The organism is Mesorhizobium sp. M1A.T.Ca.IN.004.03.1.1, from assembly GCF_003997555.1.
GTDB lineage: Bacteria > Pseudomonadota > Alphaproteobacteria > Rhizobiales > Rhizobiaceae > Mesorhizobium.
In genome coordinates, this window is sequence record NZ_RZTV01000004.1 from 415038 (window position 1) to 431698 (window position 16661).

General features: G+C 63.8%; 21 protein-coding genes. 10 read left to right on the top strand and 11 right to left on the bottom strand.

Features of this window, described 5'->3' with window-relative positions; translation table 11 throughout:
- The first annotated feature begins 101 nt into the window (after positions 1-101).
- The 4 genes from gap (at position 102) to EOD29_RS15970 (ending at position 5621) form a co-directional block, all read left to right on the top strand.
- Positions 102-1112, top strand: a complete 1011-nt coding sequence (gap, locus tag EOD29_RS15955; RefSeq protein WP_127247172.1) for a type I glyceraldehyde-3-phosphate dehydrogenase — start codon at positions 102-104, stop codon at positions 1110-1112.
- Between the two features lie 168 nt (positions 1113-1280).
- On the top strand, positions 1281-3170 hold the full coding sequence (locus EOD29_RS15960; RefSeq protein WP_095799825.1) for a potassium/proton antiporter: 1890 nt from the start codon (positions 1281-1283) through the stop codon (positions 3168-3170).
- 104 nt (positions 3171-3274) lie between these two features.
- A complete protein-coding gene (locus EOD29_RS15965) occupies positions 3275-4471 on the top strand; it encodes a phosphoglycerate kinase (RefSeq protein WP_127247173.1) in 1197 nt (398 codons plus the stop codon).
- Between the two features lie 124 nt (positions 4472-4595).
- On the top strand, positions 4596-5621 hold the full coding sequence (locus EOD29_RS15970) for a class I fructose-bisphosphate aldolase (RefSeq protein ID WP_127247174.1): 1026 nt from the start codon (positions 4596-4598) through the stop codon (positions 5619-5621).
- Between the two features lie 239 nt (positions 5622-5860).
- Here EOD29_RS15970 and EOD29_RS15975 read toward each other — a convergent pair whose 3' ends face one another.
- Positions 5861-6040, bottom strand: a complete 180-nt coding sequence (locus EOD29_RS15975; protein ID WP_067002035.1) for a hypothetical protein — start codon at positions 6038-6040, stop codon at positions 5861-5863.
- A 185-nt stretch (positions 6041-6225) separates the two neighbouring features.
- Between EOD29_RS15975 and EOD29_RS15980 the strand changes: the two genes are divergently transcribed.
- Positions 6226-6390 carry a hypothetical protein gene (locus tag EOD29_RS15980; RefSeq protein WP_082953649.1) on the top strand — a complete coding sequence of 55 codons (165 nt, stop codon included), beginning with the start codon at positions 6226-6228 and terminating at the stop codon, positions 6388-6390.
- A gap of 222 nt (positions 6391-6612) precedes the next feature.
- Positions 6613-7332 (top strand): YafY family protein, encoded by a 720-nt coding sequence (locus tag EOD29_RS15985; protein ID WP_059189944.1) that lies wholly within the window; start codon positions 6613-6615, stop codon positions 7330-7332.
- 65 nt (positions 7333-7397) lie between these two features.
- Here EOD29_RS15985 and EOD29_RS15990 read toward each other — a convergent pair whose 3' ends face one another.
- From EOD29_RS15990 to EOD29_RS16000, 3 genes are all read right to left on the bottom strand, one after another.
- Entirely contained in the window at positions 7398-8099 is a 702-nt protein-coding gene (locus EOD29_RS15990; protein WP_067319324.1) for a DUF1013 domain-containing protein, read from the bottom strand.
- Positions 8100-8354: 255 nt separating this feature from the next.
- Positions 8355-8495 carry a DUF1127 domain-containing protein gene (locus EOD29_RS15995; protein WP_095778147.1) on the bottom strand — a complete coding sequence of 47 codons (141 nt, stop codon included), beginning with the start codon at positions 8493-8495 and terminating at the stop codon, positions 8355-8357.
- Between the two features lie 296 nt (positions 8496-8791).
- Positions 8792-9802 carry an NAD(P)H-quinone oxidoreductase gene (locus tag EOD29_RS16000; RefSeq protein WP_127247175.1) on the bottom strand — a complete coding sequence of 337 codons (1011 nt, stop codon included), beginning with the start codon at positions 9800-9802 and terminating at the stop codon, positions 8792-8794.
- Positions 9803-9911: 109 nt separating this feature from the next.
- On the opposite strand from EOD29_RS16000, the gene EOD29_RS16005 reads away from it, so the two are divergent.
- From EOD29_RS16005 to EOD29_RS16015, 3 genes are all read left to right on the top strand, one after another.
- Positions 9912-10106 carry a DUF1192 domain-containing protein gene (locus tag EOD29_RS16005; RefSeq protein ID WP_067002029.1) on the top strand — a complete coding sequence of 65 codons (195 nt, stop codon included), beginning with the start codon at positions 9912-9914 and terminating at the stop codon, positions 10104-10106.
- A 102-nt stretch (positions 10107-10208) separates the two neighbouring features.
- Positions 10209-11456 (top strand): MFS transporter, encoded by a 1248-nt coding sequence (locus tag EOD29_RS16010; RefSeq protein WP_067002026.1) that lies wholly within the window; start codon positions 10209-10211, stop codon positions 11454-11456.
- Between the two features lie 31 nt (positions 11457-11487).
- Positions 11488-11763, top strand: a complete 276-nt coding sequence (locus EOD29_RS16015) for a metalloregulator ArsR/SmtB family transcription factor (RefSeq protein ID WP_067319326.1) — start codon at positions 11488-11490, stop codon at positions 11761-11763.
- A 23-nt stretch (positions 11764-11786) separates the two neighbouring features.
- On the opposite strand, the gene EOD29_RS16020 is transcribed toward EOD29_RS16015, so the two are convergent.
- The 4 genes from EOD29_RS16020 to EOD29_RS16035 form a co-directional block, all read right to left on the bottom strand.
- Positions 11787-12251: an SRPBCC family protein gene (locus tag EOD29_RS16020; RefSeq protein WP_127247176.1), complete on the bottom strand. Its 465-nt coding sequence runs from the start codon at positions 12249-12251 to the stop codon at positions 11787-11789.
- An 11-nt stretch (positions 12252-12262) separates the two neighbouring features.
- Positions 12263-12598 (bottom strand): metalloregulator ArsR/SmtB family transcription factor, encoded by a 336-nt coding sequence (locus tag EOD29_RS16025; protein ID WP_127247177.1) that lies wholly within the window; start codon positions 12596-12598, stop codon positions 12263-12265.
- A 5-nt stretch (positions 12599-12603) separates the two neighbouring features.
- Entirely contained in the window at positions 12604-13260 is a 657-nt protein-coding gene (locus EOD29_RS16030) for a glutathione S-transferase family protein (protein WP_127247178.1), read from the bottom strand.
- A gap of 91 nt (positions 13261-13351) precedes the next feature.
- A complete protein-coding gene (locus EOD29_RS16035; RefSeq protein WP_127247179.1) occupies positions 13352-14176 on the bottom strand; it encodes an alpha/beta hydrolase in 825 nt (274 codons plus the stop codon).
- A gap of 97 nt (positions 14177-14273) precedes the next feature.
- Between EOD29_RS16035 and EOD29_RS16040 the strand changes: the two genes are divergently transcribed.
- Positions 14274-14795 carry a helix-turn-helix domain-containing protein gene (locus tag EOD29_RS16040; RefSeq protein ID WP_127247180.1) on the top strand — a complete coding sequence of 174 codons (522 nt, stop codon included), beginning with the start codon at positions 14274-14276 and terminating at the stop codon, positions 14793-14795.
- A gap of 34 nt (positions 14796-14829) precedes the next feature.
- On the opposite strand, the gene EOD29_RS16045 is transcribed toward EOD29_RS16040, so the two are convergent.
- The 3 genes from EOD29_RS16045 to EOD29_RS16055 form a co-directional block, all read right to left on the bottom strand.
- Positions 14830-15231, bottom strand: coding sequence for a hypothetical protein (locus EOD29_RS16045; protein WP_095782517.1), 402 nt, complete (start codon positions 15229-15231; stop codon positions 14830-14832).
- Between the two features lie 260 nt (positions 15232-15491).
- Positions 15492-15674: a 50S ribosomal protein L32 gene (gene rpmF / locus EOD29_RS16050; protein ID WP_006203806.1), complete on the bottom strand. Its 183-nt coding sequence runs from the start codon at positions 15672-15674 to the stop codon at positions 15492-15494.
- A 153-nt stretch (positions 15675-15827) separates the two neighbouring features.
- Positions 15828-16535: a transglycosylase domain-containing protein gene (locus EOD29_RS16055; RefSeq protein ID WP_127247266.1), complete on the bottom strand. Its 708-nt coding sequence runs from the start codon at positions 16533-16535 to the stop codon at positions 15828-15830.
- Between the last annotated feature and the right edge of the window lie 126 nt (positions 16536-16661).

The window sequence follows — 16661 nt, forward strand, 5'->3', positions numbered from 1 at the left end:
CCTAATCGATTTAAATTCCGGCTTCTGCGGCTGGATTCTTTGCACGCCCGCCGCTATGAAGCAGCGGACCCATCCACTTTCCAGTCCCCAGGGAGAGAAACATGACCGTCAGAGTTGCCATCAACGGATTTGGCCGCATCGGCCGCAACATCCTGCGCGCCATTCATGAATCCGGCCGCAAGGACATCGATGTCGTCGCCGTCAACGACCTCGGGCCGGTAGAGACCAACGCGCATCTGCTCCGCTACGACAGCGTGCATGGCCGCTTCCCGCATGAAGTGACGGTCGACGGCGACCAGATCTCCGTCGGCAAGGACAAGTTCAAGGTCACCGCCATCAAGGATCCGACCCAGCTGCCCTGGAAAGATCTCGGCATCGACATCGCGCTCGAATGCACCGGTATCTTCACTGCGCGCGACAAGGCTGCCGCGCATCTGACCGCCGGCGCCAAGCGCGTCATCGTCTCGGCCCCGGCCGAAGGCGCCGATCTCACGGTCGTCTACGGCATCAACCACGACAAGCTGACCAAGGACCACGTCGTCATCTCCAACGCGTCCTGCACCACCAACTGCCTGGCCCCGCTTGCCGCCGTGCTGCACGAGACCGTCGGCATCGAGAAGGGCATGATGACGACGATCCATTCCTACACCGGCGACCAGCCGACGCTGGACACCATGCACAAGGACCTTTACCGGGCCCGCGCCGCGGCGCTGTCGCAGATCCCGACCTCGACCGGTGCCGCCAAGGCGATCGGTCTGGTGCTGCCCGACCTCAAGGGCAAGCTCGACGGCATCTCCATCCGCGTGCCGACCCCGAACGTCTCGGTCGTCGATTTCAAATTCATCGCGAAGCGCTCGACCACCGCGCAGGAGATCAACGAAGCGCTGATCGCCGCCTCCAAGGGCAAGCTGAAGGGCGTGCTCTCGGTCACCCATCACCCGAACGTCTCGATCGATTTCAACCACGATCCGCACTCCTCGATCGCGGCGCTCGACCAGACCAAGGTCATGGACGGCAACTTCGTCTCGGTACTCTCCTGGTACGACAACGAATGGGGCTTCTCGAACCGCATGGGCGACACGGCTGTCGCCTTCGGCAAGACCATCGCCTGACCTCAGGCTTCCTTTTTGATCGTGTGAAACGCCCGGCTTCGGCCGGGCGTTTTTCGTTCGACGCAGCGGCATGGGGCAAAAAAGCCACGCTGCCGCCTTGCACTGGTCATGTCTTCGCCCCACTCTGCCGTAAAGCGGGAGGGACGCGGATTTGAGGGGCAATTCCGGATGGAGCATGCGATCTATCTCGTGACGCTGGTCGGCACAGCGCTTGTTGTCGCCGCCGCCTTTTCGAGCCTGATCGCCTTTCGCTTCGGCGCACCCCTGCTGCTCCTCTTCCTCTGCATTGGCCTTGCCACCGGCGTCGACGGCCTTGGCATCGAATTCGACAATGCGCGGCTGGCTTATTTCGCCGGCTCGTTGGCTTTGGCCATTATCCTGTTCGATTCCGGTTTCGGCACGCCGCTCAACGCCTTGCGCCAGGCGGCCGGGCCGGCGCTGTCGCTGGCCACCGTCGGCGTCCTCCTGACCACCGGCATTTTCGGCGTCGCCGCCTACTACCTCCTCAATCTCAGCTGGCTGGAATCCTCGCTGCTGGGCGCCGCCGTCGCTTCGACCGACGCAGCGGCGGTGTTCTTCCTGCTGCGCGCCGGGGAGATCCATTTGCGCGAGCGCGTCCGCTCGACGCTCGAGGTTGAATCCGGCACCAATGATCCGATCGCCATCTTCCTCACCATCTCTTTGGTCGAGATCATCGCCGCGCATGCCAACCCGGAGGCAAACGTTCTCGCCACCAGTTTGGTGATCGGCTTCTTCATCAACATGGGACTTGGCGCGGTCATCGGCGTGCTCGGCGGCTTGGCGATCGTGCGCCTCGTTGAGCGGCTGAACCTCGACCATGGCCTGCTGCCGATCTTCGTGCTGACGCTGTCGCTGATGGTGTTCGCCGCGGCGGGCGCCATCGGCGGCTCGGGCTTCCTTGCGGTGTATCTCGCCGGCCTCGTCGCCGGCAATTCCGACATTCGCGCCGTCACCATCCTGAAGCGCTTCCAGGACGGTATGTCGTGGCTGGCGCAGATCATCATGTTTTTGATCCTCGGCCTGTTTGCCACGCCCTCGCAATTCCCAGCGATCCTGCTGCCGGCGATCCTGCTCGGCCTGTTCCTGATCTTCGTGGCGCGGCCCTTGGCCGTCTGGCTCTGCCTGATGCCGTTCCGCCTGCCACGTCCGGAGGTCGCCTTCGTCTCCTGGGTCGGGTTGCGCGGCGCCGTTTCGATCCTGCTTGCCATCACGCCACTGCTCGGGGGCCTCGCCAACGGTCGCCTCATCTTCAATGTCGCCTTCATCATCGTGCTGGTCTCGCTGGTGGTGCAGGGCTGGACCGTCGGTCCGCTGGCGCGCCGCCTCGGCCTCATCGTGCCGGCACGGCTTGGACCGCTCGACAAGGTCGAGCTCGAGCTGCCGGGCTCCGCCCATCACGAGCTGCTCGCCTATCGCGTCGCTCCCGGTAGTCCGGTGGCGCGCGGCGAGCGCATCCCGCGCTGGGCAAGGCCTTCGCTGGTGCTGCGCGACGGCCGCTCCATGCGATTCCAGGACATGGGCCGGCTCGCCGCCGGCGATCAGGTCTACATCTTCGTGCCGGACCGCTATCCGCGCCTGCTCGACAAGCTCTTCGCCAGCCGCGCCGTCGTCGACCCCGAGGATGCCGACTTCTTTGGCGCCTTTGCCGTCGATCCGGCCCGCTCCGCCGCCGAGCTCGAAGCCGCCTACGGGCCCGGCCTCACCGAGGCCGAACAGAAGCTCACCGTCGCGGCGCTAGTCACCGAGCGGCTCGGCGGCCAGGCCGAATATGCCGACCGCGTGATGATCGGCCCGATCGAGCTGATCGTACGCGATGTCGACGAGAAGGGCCGGATCACCGGGCTTGGCCTGTCCTTCGAGCCGACCGCGCCGGTGGCGCGCGTGCCGGTTTTCCTGAGCGCCGGCGAGATCGCCGACCGCATCGCCGCCTTTATCCGCGGCTGGCGCAAACCAGCGCCAAGCAAGGTTCCTCAAAGCGAGCCGGACGAAATGACGACGTCCAAGCCCATAGCGCCAAAATCAGCCAGCGAGAGCTGACGTCACACAACGACATCATTTTTGCACGCGCTGTGCGGCCCAGGCCTTGCATCGTGCCCGGTGGCGGGTAAGGTCGCCGCGTTTTTTGGCGGAAAGGAACGACCATGGCCGGCTTCAAGACACTCGACGATATCGGCGCCGTCGGCGGCAAGCGCGTCCTGGTGCGCGTCGACCTCAACGTTCCCGTCGCCGACGGCAAGGTGACGGACGCCACCCGCATCGAGCGCATCGCGCCGACCATTTCCGAGCTCTCCGGCAAAGGCGCCAGGGTGATACTGCTCGCGCATTTCGGTCGTCCGAAGGACGGCCCGTCGGCCGAATTCTCGCTGGAGCCGATCGCTCGCGCCACGGCGGAAGTGCTCGGCCGCCCGGTCGGCTTCGCCTCCGACTGCATCGGCGACAAGGCCGCCGACGCGGTTGCCGCCATGAATGATGGCGACGTCCTGCTTTTGGAAAACACCCGCTTCCACAAGGCCGAGGAGAAGAACGATCAGGCCTTCACCGAAAAGCTCGCCGCCAATGGCGACATCTACGTCAACGACGCATTTTCCGCCGCGCACCGCGCGCATGCGTCGACCGAAGGCCTGGCGCACCGCCTGCCGGCCTATGCCGGCCGCACCATGCAGGCCGAGCTCGACGCGTTGGAACAAGGTCTCGGCAATCCGGTGCGGCCCGTCGTGGCCATCGTCGGCGGCGCCAAGGTCTCGACCAAGATCGATCTTTTGATGAACCTGGTGAAGAAGGTCGACGCGCTGGTCATCGGCGGCGGCATGGCCAACACCTTCCTCGCCGCGCGGGGTACCGATGTCGGCAAATCGCTCTGCGAGCATGACCTGGCCTCCACCGCCAAGCAGATCATGATCGAGGCGGCCGAAGCCGGCTGCGCCATCATTCTGCCCGCCGACGGCGTCGTGGCGAAGGAATTCAAGGCGGGTGCCGCCAGCCAAACCGTCGCCATCTCCGACGTGCCCGCAGACGGCATGATCCTCGATGTCGGCGAGAAAACCGTGAAGAGCGTCACCGATTGGATCGACCGCGCTGCCACGCTGGTCTGGAACGGCCCGCTCGGTGCATTCGAGATCGAACCCTTCGACCGCGCCACGGTGGCTGCGGCAAAGCATGCGGCAGCCCGCACAAAGGAAGGCAAGCTGGTCTCGGTCGCCGGCGGCGGCGACACGGTGGCCGCGCTCAACCATGCCGGCGTCGCCGACGACTTCACCTATGTCTCCACCGCCGGCGGCGCCTTCCTCGAATGGATGGAAGGCAAGCCTCTGCCGGGCGTCGAGGTGCTGAAGCGCTGAGTCATTCAAGACTTTCCGAACGGACGCCGCTATCGAGACTTTCAATCGATTCGAGCTTTTCGGCGTCATTCCTTTGGCGGTAGTGTTCTGCTAGCGCGGAATAAACGCACCTTAGGAGAGCACCATGAGCGAACGTCTCGAAGACATTGCCGCCGCGATCGTGGCGGATGGCAAGGGCCTTTTGGCCGCCGATGAGAGCTCCGGCACCATCAAGAAGCGCTTCGACGTCATCGGCGTCGAATCGACCGCCGACAATCGGCGCGACTATCGCGAGATGATGTTCCGCGCCAAGGAGGCGATGACCAAGTATATTTCCGGCGTCATCCTCTATGACGAGACCATTCGCCAGAAGGCTGCCGACGGCACGCCGCTGGTCGACATCATCAAGGCCGCCGGCGCCATTCCGGGCATCAAGGTCGATGTCGGCGCCAAGCCTCTCGCCGGCTTTCCCGGCGACACCATCACCGAGGGTCTCGATGGCCTGCGCGAGCGGCTGGCGGACTACTATAAGCTCGGCGCCCGGTTCGCCAAATGGCGCGCGGTGATCGACATCGACACCGCCAAGGGCGTGCCGTCAGCCACCTCGATCGCCTCCAACGCGCATGCGCTGGCACGCTACGCCGCGCTCTGCCAGGAGGCAGGCATCGTGCCGATCGTCGAGCCGGAAGTGCTGATGGACGGCGCCCACTCGATCGACACCTGCTACGAGGTGAGCAAGGCGACCCTGCTGAAGCTCTATGGCGAGCTTTATGCCGCACGCGTGGTGCTCGAAGGCACCATCCTCAAGCCGAACATGGTCATCTCCGGCAAGAAATCGGGCAAGAAGGACAGTCCCGAAGCGGTCGCCCAGAAGACGATCAAGCTGTTTCGCGAAGCCGTGCCCGTGGCGGTGCCCGGCATTGCCTTCCTGTCGGGCGGCCAGGACGACGAGGAAGCGACGGCCAACCTTAACGCCATCAACGTCATCGGCCCACATCCGTGGAAGCTCTCCTTCTCCTACGGCCGCGCCCTGCAGGCGGCCGCGCAGAAGGCCTGGAGCGGCAAGGCGTCGAACGTCGCCGCCGGCCAGGCTGCCTTCATCCATCGCGCCCGCATGAATCATCTGGCGGCGCTCGGACAATGGCAGCCGGCGCTGGAAAAGGCCGCCTGATAGCAATGCATGTCGCCCAGAAGTGTGCAGCGGTTCTGGGGCAACGATATGCATCAATAACGGCTTGAAGCGCGTCGACGCGCTTTGAGCTTTCCCTAAAGCGCTGAAAACCCGGGCCAAGGCCCGGGTGCCAAGGCCCGGGTTTTGTTTTTGCCGGCCGCACTCCTAGCTGAGGCATCGAAACAGCGGGGGGCCAGCGCCGCCTTTCGCAGGCCGTCCCCACCTGATATCGACGTGCCTCAAGCCCAATGACCAAGCACGGCCGCCAGCGAGATCGCGGCCATTGCAAGCAGCGCCAGCTTCCAGAAATCGCTGCGGCGCTTCAGCCCCGGCCAGCCGAGCGGCTTGATGATTTGGATGAGCATGATGCCGATGATGACAAGGGCGAGCAGTTTCGTCATGCCGCCTTTGACCAGCATCTTCGGCGGCTGTCAAAGCGGTTCTTGGGCGCTTTCGCCATCGTATCGCTCCTGACAAACAAAGGGGCCCCCTGGGACCGCGCTGATCGGTCTGGCGCCGGCTTCGGCTACCTCGCACCCCTGCTGACAGACTGCTGTCAGCAGGGGTGTGAGATACTCCTCTCGTCAAAAAGAGGAGCTCGGTCATGAACGGTTTTACCATCCTGCGTAGCGTGCAGCACTATGTCGGCAAGATCCGCACCGTGCGGAACGAGATCCGGACCCAGCGTTTCCTGAACACTTTGCCGGCGGACATTCGCAAGGACATCGGTTGGCCGGACCTTTATAACGGCCGCGTGCGTGAGAACTGAAATTTTTCGGCGCATGACTTGGATAGCGGCCATGGCGCGCCCAGATGTAATGTCGGTTGAAACGCTGGGTTTCAGGAAAGACGCCGTTGTCCGGTGGTGGAGTGGCTGCAGCCTCCTGACACTATGTTGTCAGGAGGCTTGCGTTATTGAAGCAGCCTCGAACCTGCGGGAACCGGTTTTGGGACCGCGGCATGCGTAGAACCGAAGCCAAGGGGTCAAACGATGCGCCGCGCCGACAGGCTTTTCCAGATCGTGCAGCATCTGCGCGGAGGCAGACTGGTCACCGCGCAGAAGCTCGGGACGTGGCTCGAGGTGTCCGAGCGGACCATCTACCGCGATATAGCCGACTTGCAGTCGACCGGCGTGCCGATCGACGGCGAGGCGGGTGTCGGCTACATGATGAGGGAAGGTTTCGACCTTCCGCCGCTGATGTTCACGCGTGACGAGATCGTGGCGCTCGTTGCCGGCGCCCGCATGGTGCGCGCCTTTGGCGGCGCGGCGATGGCAAGGGCCGCCGACGAGGCGCTGGTCAAGATCGGCGCGGTGCTGCCCGACACGGAAAAGGATCGCATCGCGCGCACCGAGATCCACACGCCGATGTGGGTGGTGAGCGATGCCGCGCGCGAGGCGATCGACCTCATCGAGCGCGCCATCGAGAAGCGCCAGGTGCTCACCATCGACTACTCGGACGAAGCCGGGCGCGGCACGGCGCGCGACATCCGGCCCCTGGGCCTCTGGTTCTGGGGCAAGGTATGGACTCTGGTCGCCTGGTGCGAGATGCGCGACGATTTTCGCGCCTTCCGCATCGACCGCATCGCCTCGGTGGTGATTGCCGGGCGTATCTACAAGCCGGAGCGCGGCAAGCAACTCGCCGACTTCTACCGCGCCGTGGAACGCAGCGAGGATTACGGCATGGCGCCCGATCGAGCGGCGCGGACCTGACCTCCCCAGGCACCGCCGACAAAAAAGCCCGCGCGAAGCGGGCTTTTTTGTCGGGCTGGGAGACCTTACTCCTCTTCCCCGTCTTCTTTCTTGTCCTTCGACTTCAGCGCCGAAAGCTTGGCGAACACGGCGTTGGCGTCGAGCTCCTGATCCTCGTCCTTCGGCTTCTCCGGAGCCGGCGTCAGCCTTTCGGTCAGCGCCGCCGGCAGCAGCGTGTCGCCGGCCACCGGCTGTGCCTGCTCGCGGCCGCGCGAGGCGCGGTTGACTTCCATGTCGAGGTCGATCTGCGAGGTCAGGCCCAGCGTCACCGGATCCATCGGCTGCAGATTGGCCGAGTTCCAATGCCGGCGCTCCCGAATCTGCTCGATCGTCGACTTGGTCGTGCCGACCAGCCGCGCGATCTGCGCGTCCTTGAGCTCGGGATGGTTGCGTACCAGCCAGAGGATGGCGTTCGGCCGGTCCTGGCGCTTCGACAGCGGCGTGTAGCGCGGGCCCTTGCGCTTCGATTCCGGCACCCGCACCTTGGGGTCCGACAGCTTCAGCCGGTGGTTCGGATCCTTCTCGCCGCGCGCGATCTCGTCGCGGGTGAGCTGGCCGGTCATGATCGGGTCCATGCCCTTGATGCCCTGCGCCGACTCGCCGTCCGCGATCGCCTTGACCTCCAGCGGATGCAGCCCGCAGAACTGCGCGATCTGCTCGAAGGAGAGCGCGGTGTTGTCGACCAGCCAGACGGCGGTGGCCTTGGGCATCAGCAGCGTATTGGCCATGTCAAAAATCCTTCTCGTTCGCCCGCGTTCCCGCGCGGGCGGTGGTTTTAGAGCCACCAAAATGGGAAATTCGCGGCCTGTATAAACGCTCCGTCACGATTTCGCAATGTTTTTGGGAGGGGAGCAGCTGGGACCCAAAAAGACAAAACCCGCCGGACGGAGTCCAGCGGGTTCGGAACCGGAGACGAGCAAGCGTCTGCGACGGCTCTGGCTTCGAGACTACGGCCCAGCCTCGCGGCCGGGTCGCGCTTCAAATCAAAGAGCCTGGCGAGCGATACGCTCGATGTCGGCGCGGTTGATGCCGAGGTCGTTCAGCTGGCGGGCGTTCAGCTTGTTCAGCTCACGCACCGTCTCATTGTAGAGGCGCCAGTTGCGGAAAGCGCGGATCGGGTTCATTTCAGTCCTCCATTCCATTGGATCAGTTGTTCGATGCCGCGTAAATAGGCACCCTTGCCTACGAATTGAACGGACTCTTTTGCATGGCGGCAATGCATTTTGTGCATTGCAGCATTAGGCCTTTGTTCAGTCTCTCGTCAGGGATCAGAACGCCCAGGATGCGTCGCGGATTCAGGTCAGGCCAAGCCCAAAACGGTTGGTCCGCAAACCGGAGCGGAACGTACTTAAAGTACGTGAGCAGCGGAAGCGCAGGACACAATTGCTTGCAGGCCGGCCTCACCTATATCGGGCGCATCCTAGCCGACGTCGAGGACGATCTTGCCGATATGCTCGCCCTCCTCCATCCGCTCATGCGCCCGCCATGCCTCCGTCAGCGGGAAGATCATGTCCATGACCGGAGCGACCTTGCGGGTGCCGAGCAGCGGCCAGACCTGAGCCTCGAGCGCCGCCGCGATGGCTGCCTTGAATTCGACGGTGCGCGGCCGAAGCGTCGAGCCGGTATGGACAAGGCGCTTGACCATGAGCTTTGCGAAGTCGGTGCTGGCGACCGCACCGCCCTGTACGGCGATTTGGACGATGCGTCCTTCGACGGCCGCGGCGTCGTAGTTGCGCGCCACATAGTCGCCGCCCACCATGTCGAGGATGACGTCGGCGCCCCGGCCGCCGGTTGCGTCCTTGACCTCGGCAACGAAGTCCTGCTGGCGATAATTGATCGCCCGGTCGGCGCCGAGCCCAAGACAGGCGTCGCACTTCTCCTTGCTGCCGGCCGTGGTGACGACATAGGCACCGAATGCCGAGGCGAGCTGTATGGCCGTCGTGCCGATGCCGGACGAGCCGCCATGGACAAGCAGCGTCTCGCCTTTCTTCAGCCCGCCGCGCTCGAACACGTTGTGCCAGACGGTGAAGTAGTTCTCCGGCACGGCCGCGGCCTCGGAATAGGTAAAGCCCGCCGGGATCGGCAGCACGCTGCCGGCGTGGACCTTGACATATTCGGCATAGCCGCCGCCCGGCGTCAGCGCGCAGACCCGGTCGCCGGTGCGCCAGCGCGATATCTCGTCGCCGAGCGCCGCGATCTCACCGGCCGCCTCGAGCCCGGGCAGGTCCGAGGCGCCGGGCGGCGGCGGATAGGCGCCTTTGCGCTGCTGCACGTCGGGCCTGTTCACGCCGGCCGCGTGCACGCGGATGAGGACCTCGCCGGGGCCGGGCGTGGGCACGTCGCGCGTCTCCGGCTTCAGCACCCTGGGACCGCCAGGCTGCGAGATTGCGATCGCCGTCATCTTTGCCGGAATATGCTGTCCGCTTGCCATGAATTGTCCCGTTTCCTCATGCCGCTGGCCGGCTGTTTGCATCGGCATCCCTGCCCTATGTATGCTCATTACCAAATCAGGCAAATGGTGAAATCAGGGAGAAGCGACGATGGCGATCTTCGACGACGAACCCAGGAAGAAGCCCCGCCCACACGAGATCGGACAGGATCTGTCGCTGCTGTCTGTCGATGATTTGTCCGAGCGCATTGACCTGCTGCGCGAAGAGATCGCGAGGCTGGAAGCTGAGCGGGCCGCCAGGGGCGCCACCAAATCCGCCGCCGAGGCACTGTTTCGCCGCGGATAATCCTGGCTGCATGGCCAGCCGCCCCGGAAAAGCCTGAAAGCGACTGCCAGAGCTGCACCCTCAAACAGACCTGCGCTTCGAAATTACCAGCCGGATCAGCCTATGTTCGCAACCTACCGACCGATCCTCTCGCTGCTGCGCGGCACCGCGTTCCTGCTGGCGGCCTCCGGCCTGCATGGCCTGCTTTTGCCGCTGCGCGGCCAGCTTGAGGGGTTCTCGACCGCCTCGCTCGGCCTGATGGGCACGGCATGGGCGGGCGGCTTCGTCACTGGCTGTTTCTTCGCGCCGCGGCTGGTGCGCCGTGCCGGTCATGTCAGGGCGTTCGGCGCCTTCGCCGCCTCCGGCGCAATCATTGCGCTCCTCACCGGCCTCATCATCGACGAGTATTTCTGGATCCTGCTGCGCGCCTTCACCGGCTTCACCATGGCCGGCGCCTTCATGGTCATCGAAAGCTGGCTGAATGAGAAGGCCACCAACGAGAATCGCGGCACCGTCTTCGGCCTCTATATGATGGTCACCTATGCTTCGATCATGGGCGGCCAGATGATCGTCGCCGGCGGCGATGTGAAATCGGCCTCGCTGTTCATGATCACCGGCATCCTGTTCTGCCTGTCGCTCCTTCCGACTGCGGTGTCGACCCAGTCGCATCCGAAGCCGCTGCAGGATGTCAAGCTCGACGTCAAAGGCCTCTACGCCAATTCGCCCGTGTCGGCGGTTGCCTGCCTTCTGATCGGCATAGCCAATGGCGCCTGGGGCACGCTCGGCGCCGTCTATGGCGCCCGCATCGGCATCTCTACCGCCGAGATCGCGCTCATGATGAGCCTGGTGGTCATCGCCGGCGCGGCCATGCAGCTTCCCGCGGGCCGGCTATCCGACACCACGGACCGCCGTTTCGTGCTGGCGGGCGCAGCCTTCGGCGCGGCACTGTTTGCCGTGCTGGTCTTTCTGGTCGAGCCGCGTTCCGGCGTTTTCGTGATCTTGCTGACGGCCGCCTACGGCGCCTTCGCATACACGCTCTATTCGATCGCCGTCGCGCATGCCAACGACCACGCGCGGGCGGAGGATTTCGTCAAGGTTTCCGGCGGCCTGCTGTTGCTCTATGGCTTCGGCACCATGATCGGACCGCTCCTGGCCGCCGCTTTGATGGGCTGGCTGCGCCCCGAAGCGCTCTTCCTTGCGACCGCGCTCGCGCATCTCTGCCTTGCCGGTTACACCCTGCTCCGCATCCGCGCCCGCGCGCCGGTTCCGATCGAGAACCGCGATGCCTTCAAGACGCAGCCGGCCGACCGCGCCGTCACGCCGGAAGCCTTGCGGCTCGACCCGCGCACAAAGGTTGAAACCGATGGTTGAGATTTGGGGAACTTTGCCCCACAAATGAGGCATGATGTTTTCCGACGCTTTCGTGGCGATAGCCGATCCCAACCGGCGCTATCTCTTGGAAGAGCTCCGGCGCGGTCCCAAGACGGTGAATGAGTTGGCGGCCGGTTTGCCGGTTTCGCGCCCGGCCGTTTCCCAGCATCTGAAAGTCCTGCTCGACGCCGGTCTGGTCAAAGCCAGGGCCGAGGGCACCAGACGCGTCTACGCCGTCAGCACCGCCGGCTTCCTCAGGCTGAATGTCTGGCTGGATCAATTTTGGGAACTCTCCCCTGGAGAGTGACCGCTGGCCACCAGCCGGAGGCCTCAGTTCGCTGCCTGCAGCGCCGCGCCAAGCGCGTCGAGCAGTTCGCCCGTTCCATGCTGGCGCGTGGCCGGCGAGTCGATGCCGTCGAAGAAGGCCCCTTGCTCCGTAAGAATCAGTCGCGTTCCCTTGCCTTCCGCGATGAGCTCGATCGTCGCCAGCGAAACCGAGACTCGGGTTTCGCCGAACAGCAGCTCATAGCTGTAGACGACGCGTTTGTTCGGTACGATGTCTTGGTAGACGGCGTTGAAGAAATGCGTCTGCCCGTCGCTCGGGCAGCCGGCATTCACCTCCTTGCCGCCGATGCGAAAATCCATTTCATGCCGGCTCGGCATCGGGCTGTCGGGATCGAAAAACCAGCATTTCTTGGCCGCCGGATCGCTGAGCGCGAAATAGACCCTTTCGGGCGGCGCCGGATAGAGACGTTCGATGACGAAGGTGGAATGGACGACGGATCGTTCGGTCATGACGGATCCCTTCAGGTTTGGTCGTTGATGTCCGTGAGAAAATCGCCGAGCCGGTCGAGCCGGCGTTCCCAGGCCAGTCGCCGCTCGTTGATCCAATGCTCGGCTGCCCGCAATGCGTTTGGCTCGATCCGGCAGGTTCGCACCCGGCCAAGCTTCTCGGTCCTCACCAACCCGCTCGTCTCAAGAACGGCGAGATGCTGGACGACGGCCGACAGCGACATCGCCAGCGGCTCGGCGAGCTCACTGACCGATGCCGGTCCGCGCGACAGACGTTCCACCATCTGGCGCCGGGCGGGATCGGCAAGCGCCTGGAACATCAGATCGAGCTGGGCGGGATCATGCAGCATCGAGCTTAGCCATTGTTGTAGGGGAAGAACTTGAAATAGGGCTGCGCCTCCTCAATCACGCGGGCGAAGCTCGGCCGTTCGAGCAGACGGTCGTGATAGCGTTTCATGGCGGGGAATTTGTCGCCGAACGGCTCGACCTTGTTGGCGTAAAACAGCGCCGGCGAGGCGGCGCAGTCGGCCAAAGTGAAGTGGTCGCCGACTGACCACGTTTTTGACTGCATCTCCCGTTCGATGATGGCGTAGGAATTGCGCAGCTGCTCGCGCGCCTGCTCGACTCCGAACGGATCGGTCTTGTCTTGCGGCCGCAGCCGGTCGCCGACGATCTTCTGCATCGGCTCCTGCACGTAGAAGTCGTAGAAGCGGTCTGCCTGGCGCACCTTGATGGCGAGGTCGACGTCGGCGGGAATGAGCTCGACCGGCCCGGGATAATAGGCGGTGAGATATTCGATTACGATGGTCGATTCCATAACCGTGCGGCCCCGCGCGTCATCGCGCAGGGCCGGCATCTTGCCCGTCGGCGAAACCTTCAGGAAAGCCGCGCGTGACTGCGCATCGCCGAGATCGACGATCTGAGGCGCAAACCGCGTGTTGTTTTCGTAGAACGCGATCAGCGGCTTCCAGCAGAAGGACGCGAGCGGATGGAAATACAGCGTCAGGGACATTTTTTCTCCTGTCGGCGGAGATCGAGGCAATACTGAAGTGATCACTTAACTATTTTCGCAGACCGCTGGTGTCAATCCTAATCCCGCCGGGCTAGGCAAATGCGGCGATGGCTTCGAGGATTTGCGGCCAATCGTTGCGGTGCAGTTCGTGGCCGCCGCCTTCGATCCGCACCAGCCTGCCGCCGGCAACCGCGCCGGCGAGCGCCTCGCCGTGCTCGATCGGGAAGAGCGGATCCGTAGTGCCGTGGATGACGAGCAGCGGCACGGTCAAATCCCTTATTCGCCGCTCCGGGCCGCCGCTCTTCAGCAGGAAGTGGTTGGTGGCGCTGGCGAGACCGCCGGACCGATCGTAGTCCTCCTCGATCATCGCACGTGTCCGTTCGCTGTCGAACGAATGCAGGGTGCTGGCGATTGCGCGAGCGTCCCTGACCATGAAGTTGATCACTTGTTCCCGATTCGACCAATCGACATCCGCACCTTCGGCGGAATGCTCTCGGTAGGCCTCGCTCGTCCCCGGCAAACCGGACGTATCGACACCGAGCGGTGAGCCGGAGATCACGGTGAGCGCGCTGACCCGTTCGGGATATTTCAGCGCCACGACCTGCGCGATCATCCCGCCCATCGACATGCCGACGACCTGCGCCTTGGCGATATTGTGATCGTCGAGCACACGGACGGCATCATCGACCATGTCCTCGAACCTGTAGGGCGGCGCGCCCGGCGTATACTTGGTCGAGAGACCAGTGTCGCGATTGTCGTAGCCGATGACGAAACGGCCGCGCTCGGCAAGCGCCCGGCAAAAGGCTTCCGGCCACCAGAGCATCGAGGCCATGGCGCCCATGATCAGAAGGATCGCCGGGTCGGCCGGGTCGCCGAAGCTTTCCGAATGGATCTCAGGGCGAGGCAAGACGGTCATCCTTCCCTCCTCTATCTCTCAATCTGCTTGCATATTGCAATCAGTTGCACGATAAGCAGGCTGATATCATAGTGCAACCGGTTTTTTGGAGACTGGCATGAACACCGAGCACCGCTCCGGCTGCCCGATCAATCTGTCGCTGGAAGTTTTCGGCGACCGCTGGAGCCTGATCATCCTGCGCGACATTATCTTCGGCGGCAGGCGTCATTTTCGGGAATTGCTCAACGGCTCGATCGAAGGCATTGCCTCCAACATCCTGGCCGATCGCCTGAAGCGGCTGATGGAGCTCGGCCTCCTGACCAAGGCGGACGATCCCAGCCACAAGCAGAAGGCGATCTACAGCCTGACCGAGATGGCAATCACGCTTGTGCCGATCATGGCGCATCTCGGCGCCTGGGGCCGCGTCTGGCTGCCGGTCAGCGAGGAGCTGTCGATCCGAGCCGAACTGCTCGAAAAAGGCGGCCCGCCGTTGTGGGATCGGTTCATGGACGAATTGCGCCACGAACATCTTGGAGCGCCGGTGAACATGCCGCCCGGCACGCCGACCGTGCGCCGGCAGTTGCAGACCGCCTATGAGGCGGTTGTCGCCCGTAAGCCTCAGGCCGCCGCCGCAGGCTGACGGCGTTTTGGACCGCGGGTCGCCGGGTGCAATCCTAGTTTAAGTTGATATCCCGGCTTGCCGACCGCATCGACACGGAGAAGCCGGCCAGCACATCAAACAGCGCGATGATCATCAGCGAAAAGAAGACCGAATGCGCGGCGCCCTTCACCAGCAGGAACTCGACCAGGAAGGCGATGAAGACCAGCGTCGACAACAGATGATCCAGGATCGACGCATTGGTGGTGCGCACCGATTTCGATATCTCGACGAAGAGGAAGATCAGCCCGATCAGCACCATCAGGTCGCCGAGCGTCATCGAGAAGACGCCGCCTGACATCATCCGGAACGAGAACATTTCGATCGTCCACGGATCGTCGCCGCCGCCGAACAGGCCGAGCAGTCCGAGGTTGTAGAGGACGAAGGGCACGATCAGCAGCGGGATGGCACCGAACATCTGGGCGTCTCCAATGAGGCACCCTTTTGTAAAAGGCGCGGCGGGCACGCCGTCAAGGCTTTTCGGCGACGGCGCCGAACACGCTCTAAATCCTAATGAAATAACGATGTCAGCCGTTTTCCCGCTGCCTTTTCGGCGGCTCGTGCCCAGCCAGCGCGAGGACCTTCATCCGGTCGCCAGAATCAAAAAGACCGGCCAGCGGCCGGTCCTCTGAAAACGTCACAACCATGGAAGCTTCTCAGCTTTCCCGTGCAAGCTTCTCAGCTTTCCTTCGGCTCCAGCACCTGGCGGCCGCGATACATGCCGGTCTTCAGGTCGATGTGATGCGGCCGGCGCATTTCGCCGGAATTCTTGTCCTCGACATAGGTCGGGGCCTTGAGGGCGTCGGCCGAGCGGCGCATGCCGCGCTTCGACGGAGAAGTTTTTCTTTTTGGAACGGCCATGGATATGCTCCACTACATGGTCAAAATGCCCCGGCAACCCTCGCGAAAGGGCCGCATCGAGGCCATAATCTGAGAAAGTCGGGTGCCTATACACGCCTTGCGCCGTTTTGGCCAGCACTGGCACGAATTTTTTTGAGCCGGCGCCGCTTCATCTTATTCGAGGCAACCGACATAGGCGCCCGAACGCCCGGCGCGCCGCTCGATCAGATTGGCGAGACGCCTCAAACCCGGGCCTGGCCTGGCCGGATTGCGTGCGATCGGGTTGGGCAGGCTGACGGCAAGCAACGCTGCCTGCCGGCGCGACAATTGCCTGGCCGAGACGCCGAAATGATGCTGCGCGGCCGCCTCGATGCCGTATATGCTTGGCCCCCATTCCGCGATGTTAAGATAGATCTCCATGATGCGGCGCTTCGACATCACCGCATCGAAATAGACGGCCAGTGGCAACTCGACCACCTTGCGCACGCTGCCCAGCGGCCGCGACCACAAAAACAGGTTCTTCACCGTCTGCATGGTGATGGTGGAGGCGCCGCGCGTCGCCTCGCCGGCAAGCGCATCGTCGACCACGCCGCGCAATTCGCCGAGGTCGACGCCGCGATGGAAGCAGAACTGCCCGTCTTCCGACATGATCACCGAATGCATGAGCACCGGCGCCACATCGTCGATCGAAACCCAGCGCCGGTCGTAGCCGGAGAAGGTGACAAGATCCTTCAGCATCAGCGTCGAAACCGGATGCACGACGGGCGGCAGATAGAGGAAGGTGAGCGCGACCGGCATCGCGGCCAGCACGATCGCCGCGACCAGGCAGCGCCGGCCAAGGCGCTTGAGACCGGCGCGGTTCAGGCGCCGCGGCCGTGCCATGTCCAGCCCTTCGCTTTCATGTTCGACGATCGGTTCCGTCAAGTCGCCCCACCCGTGCCACCCGCTACTTCGGCATAATGGCGCGAGGCTGCTTGCGCAACGTCTGAGTGTCGGCTACCGGTCCCG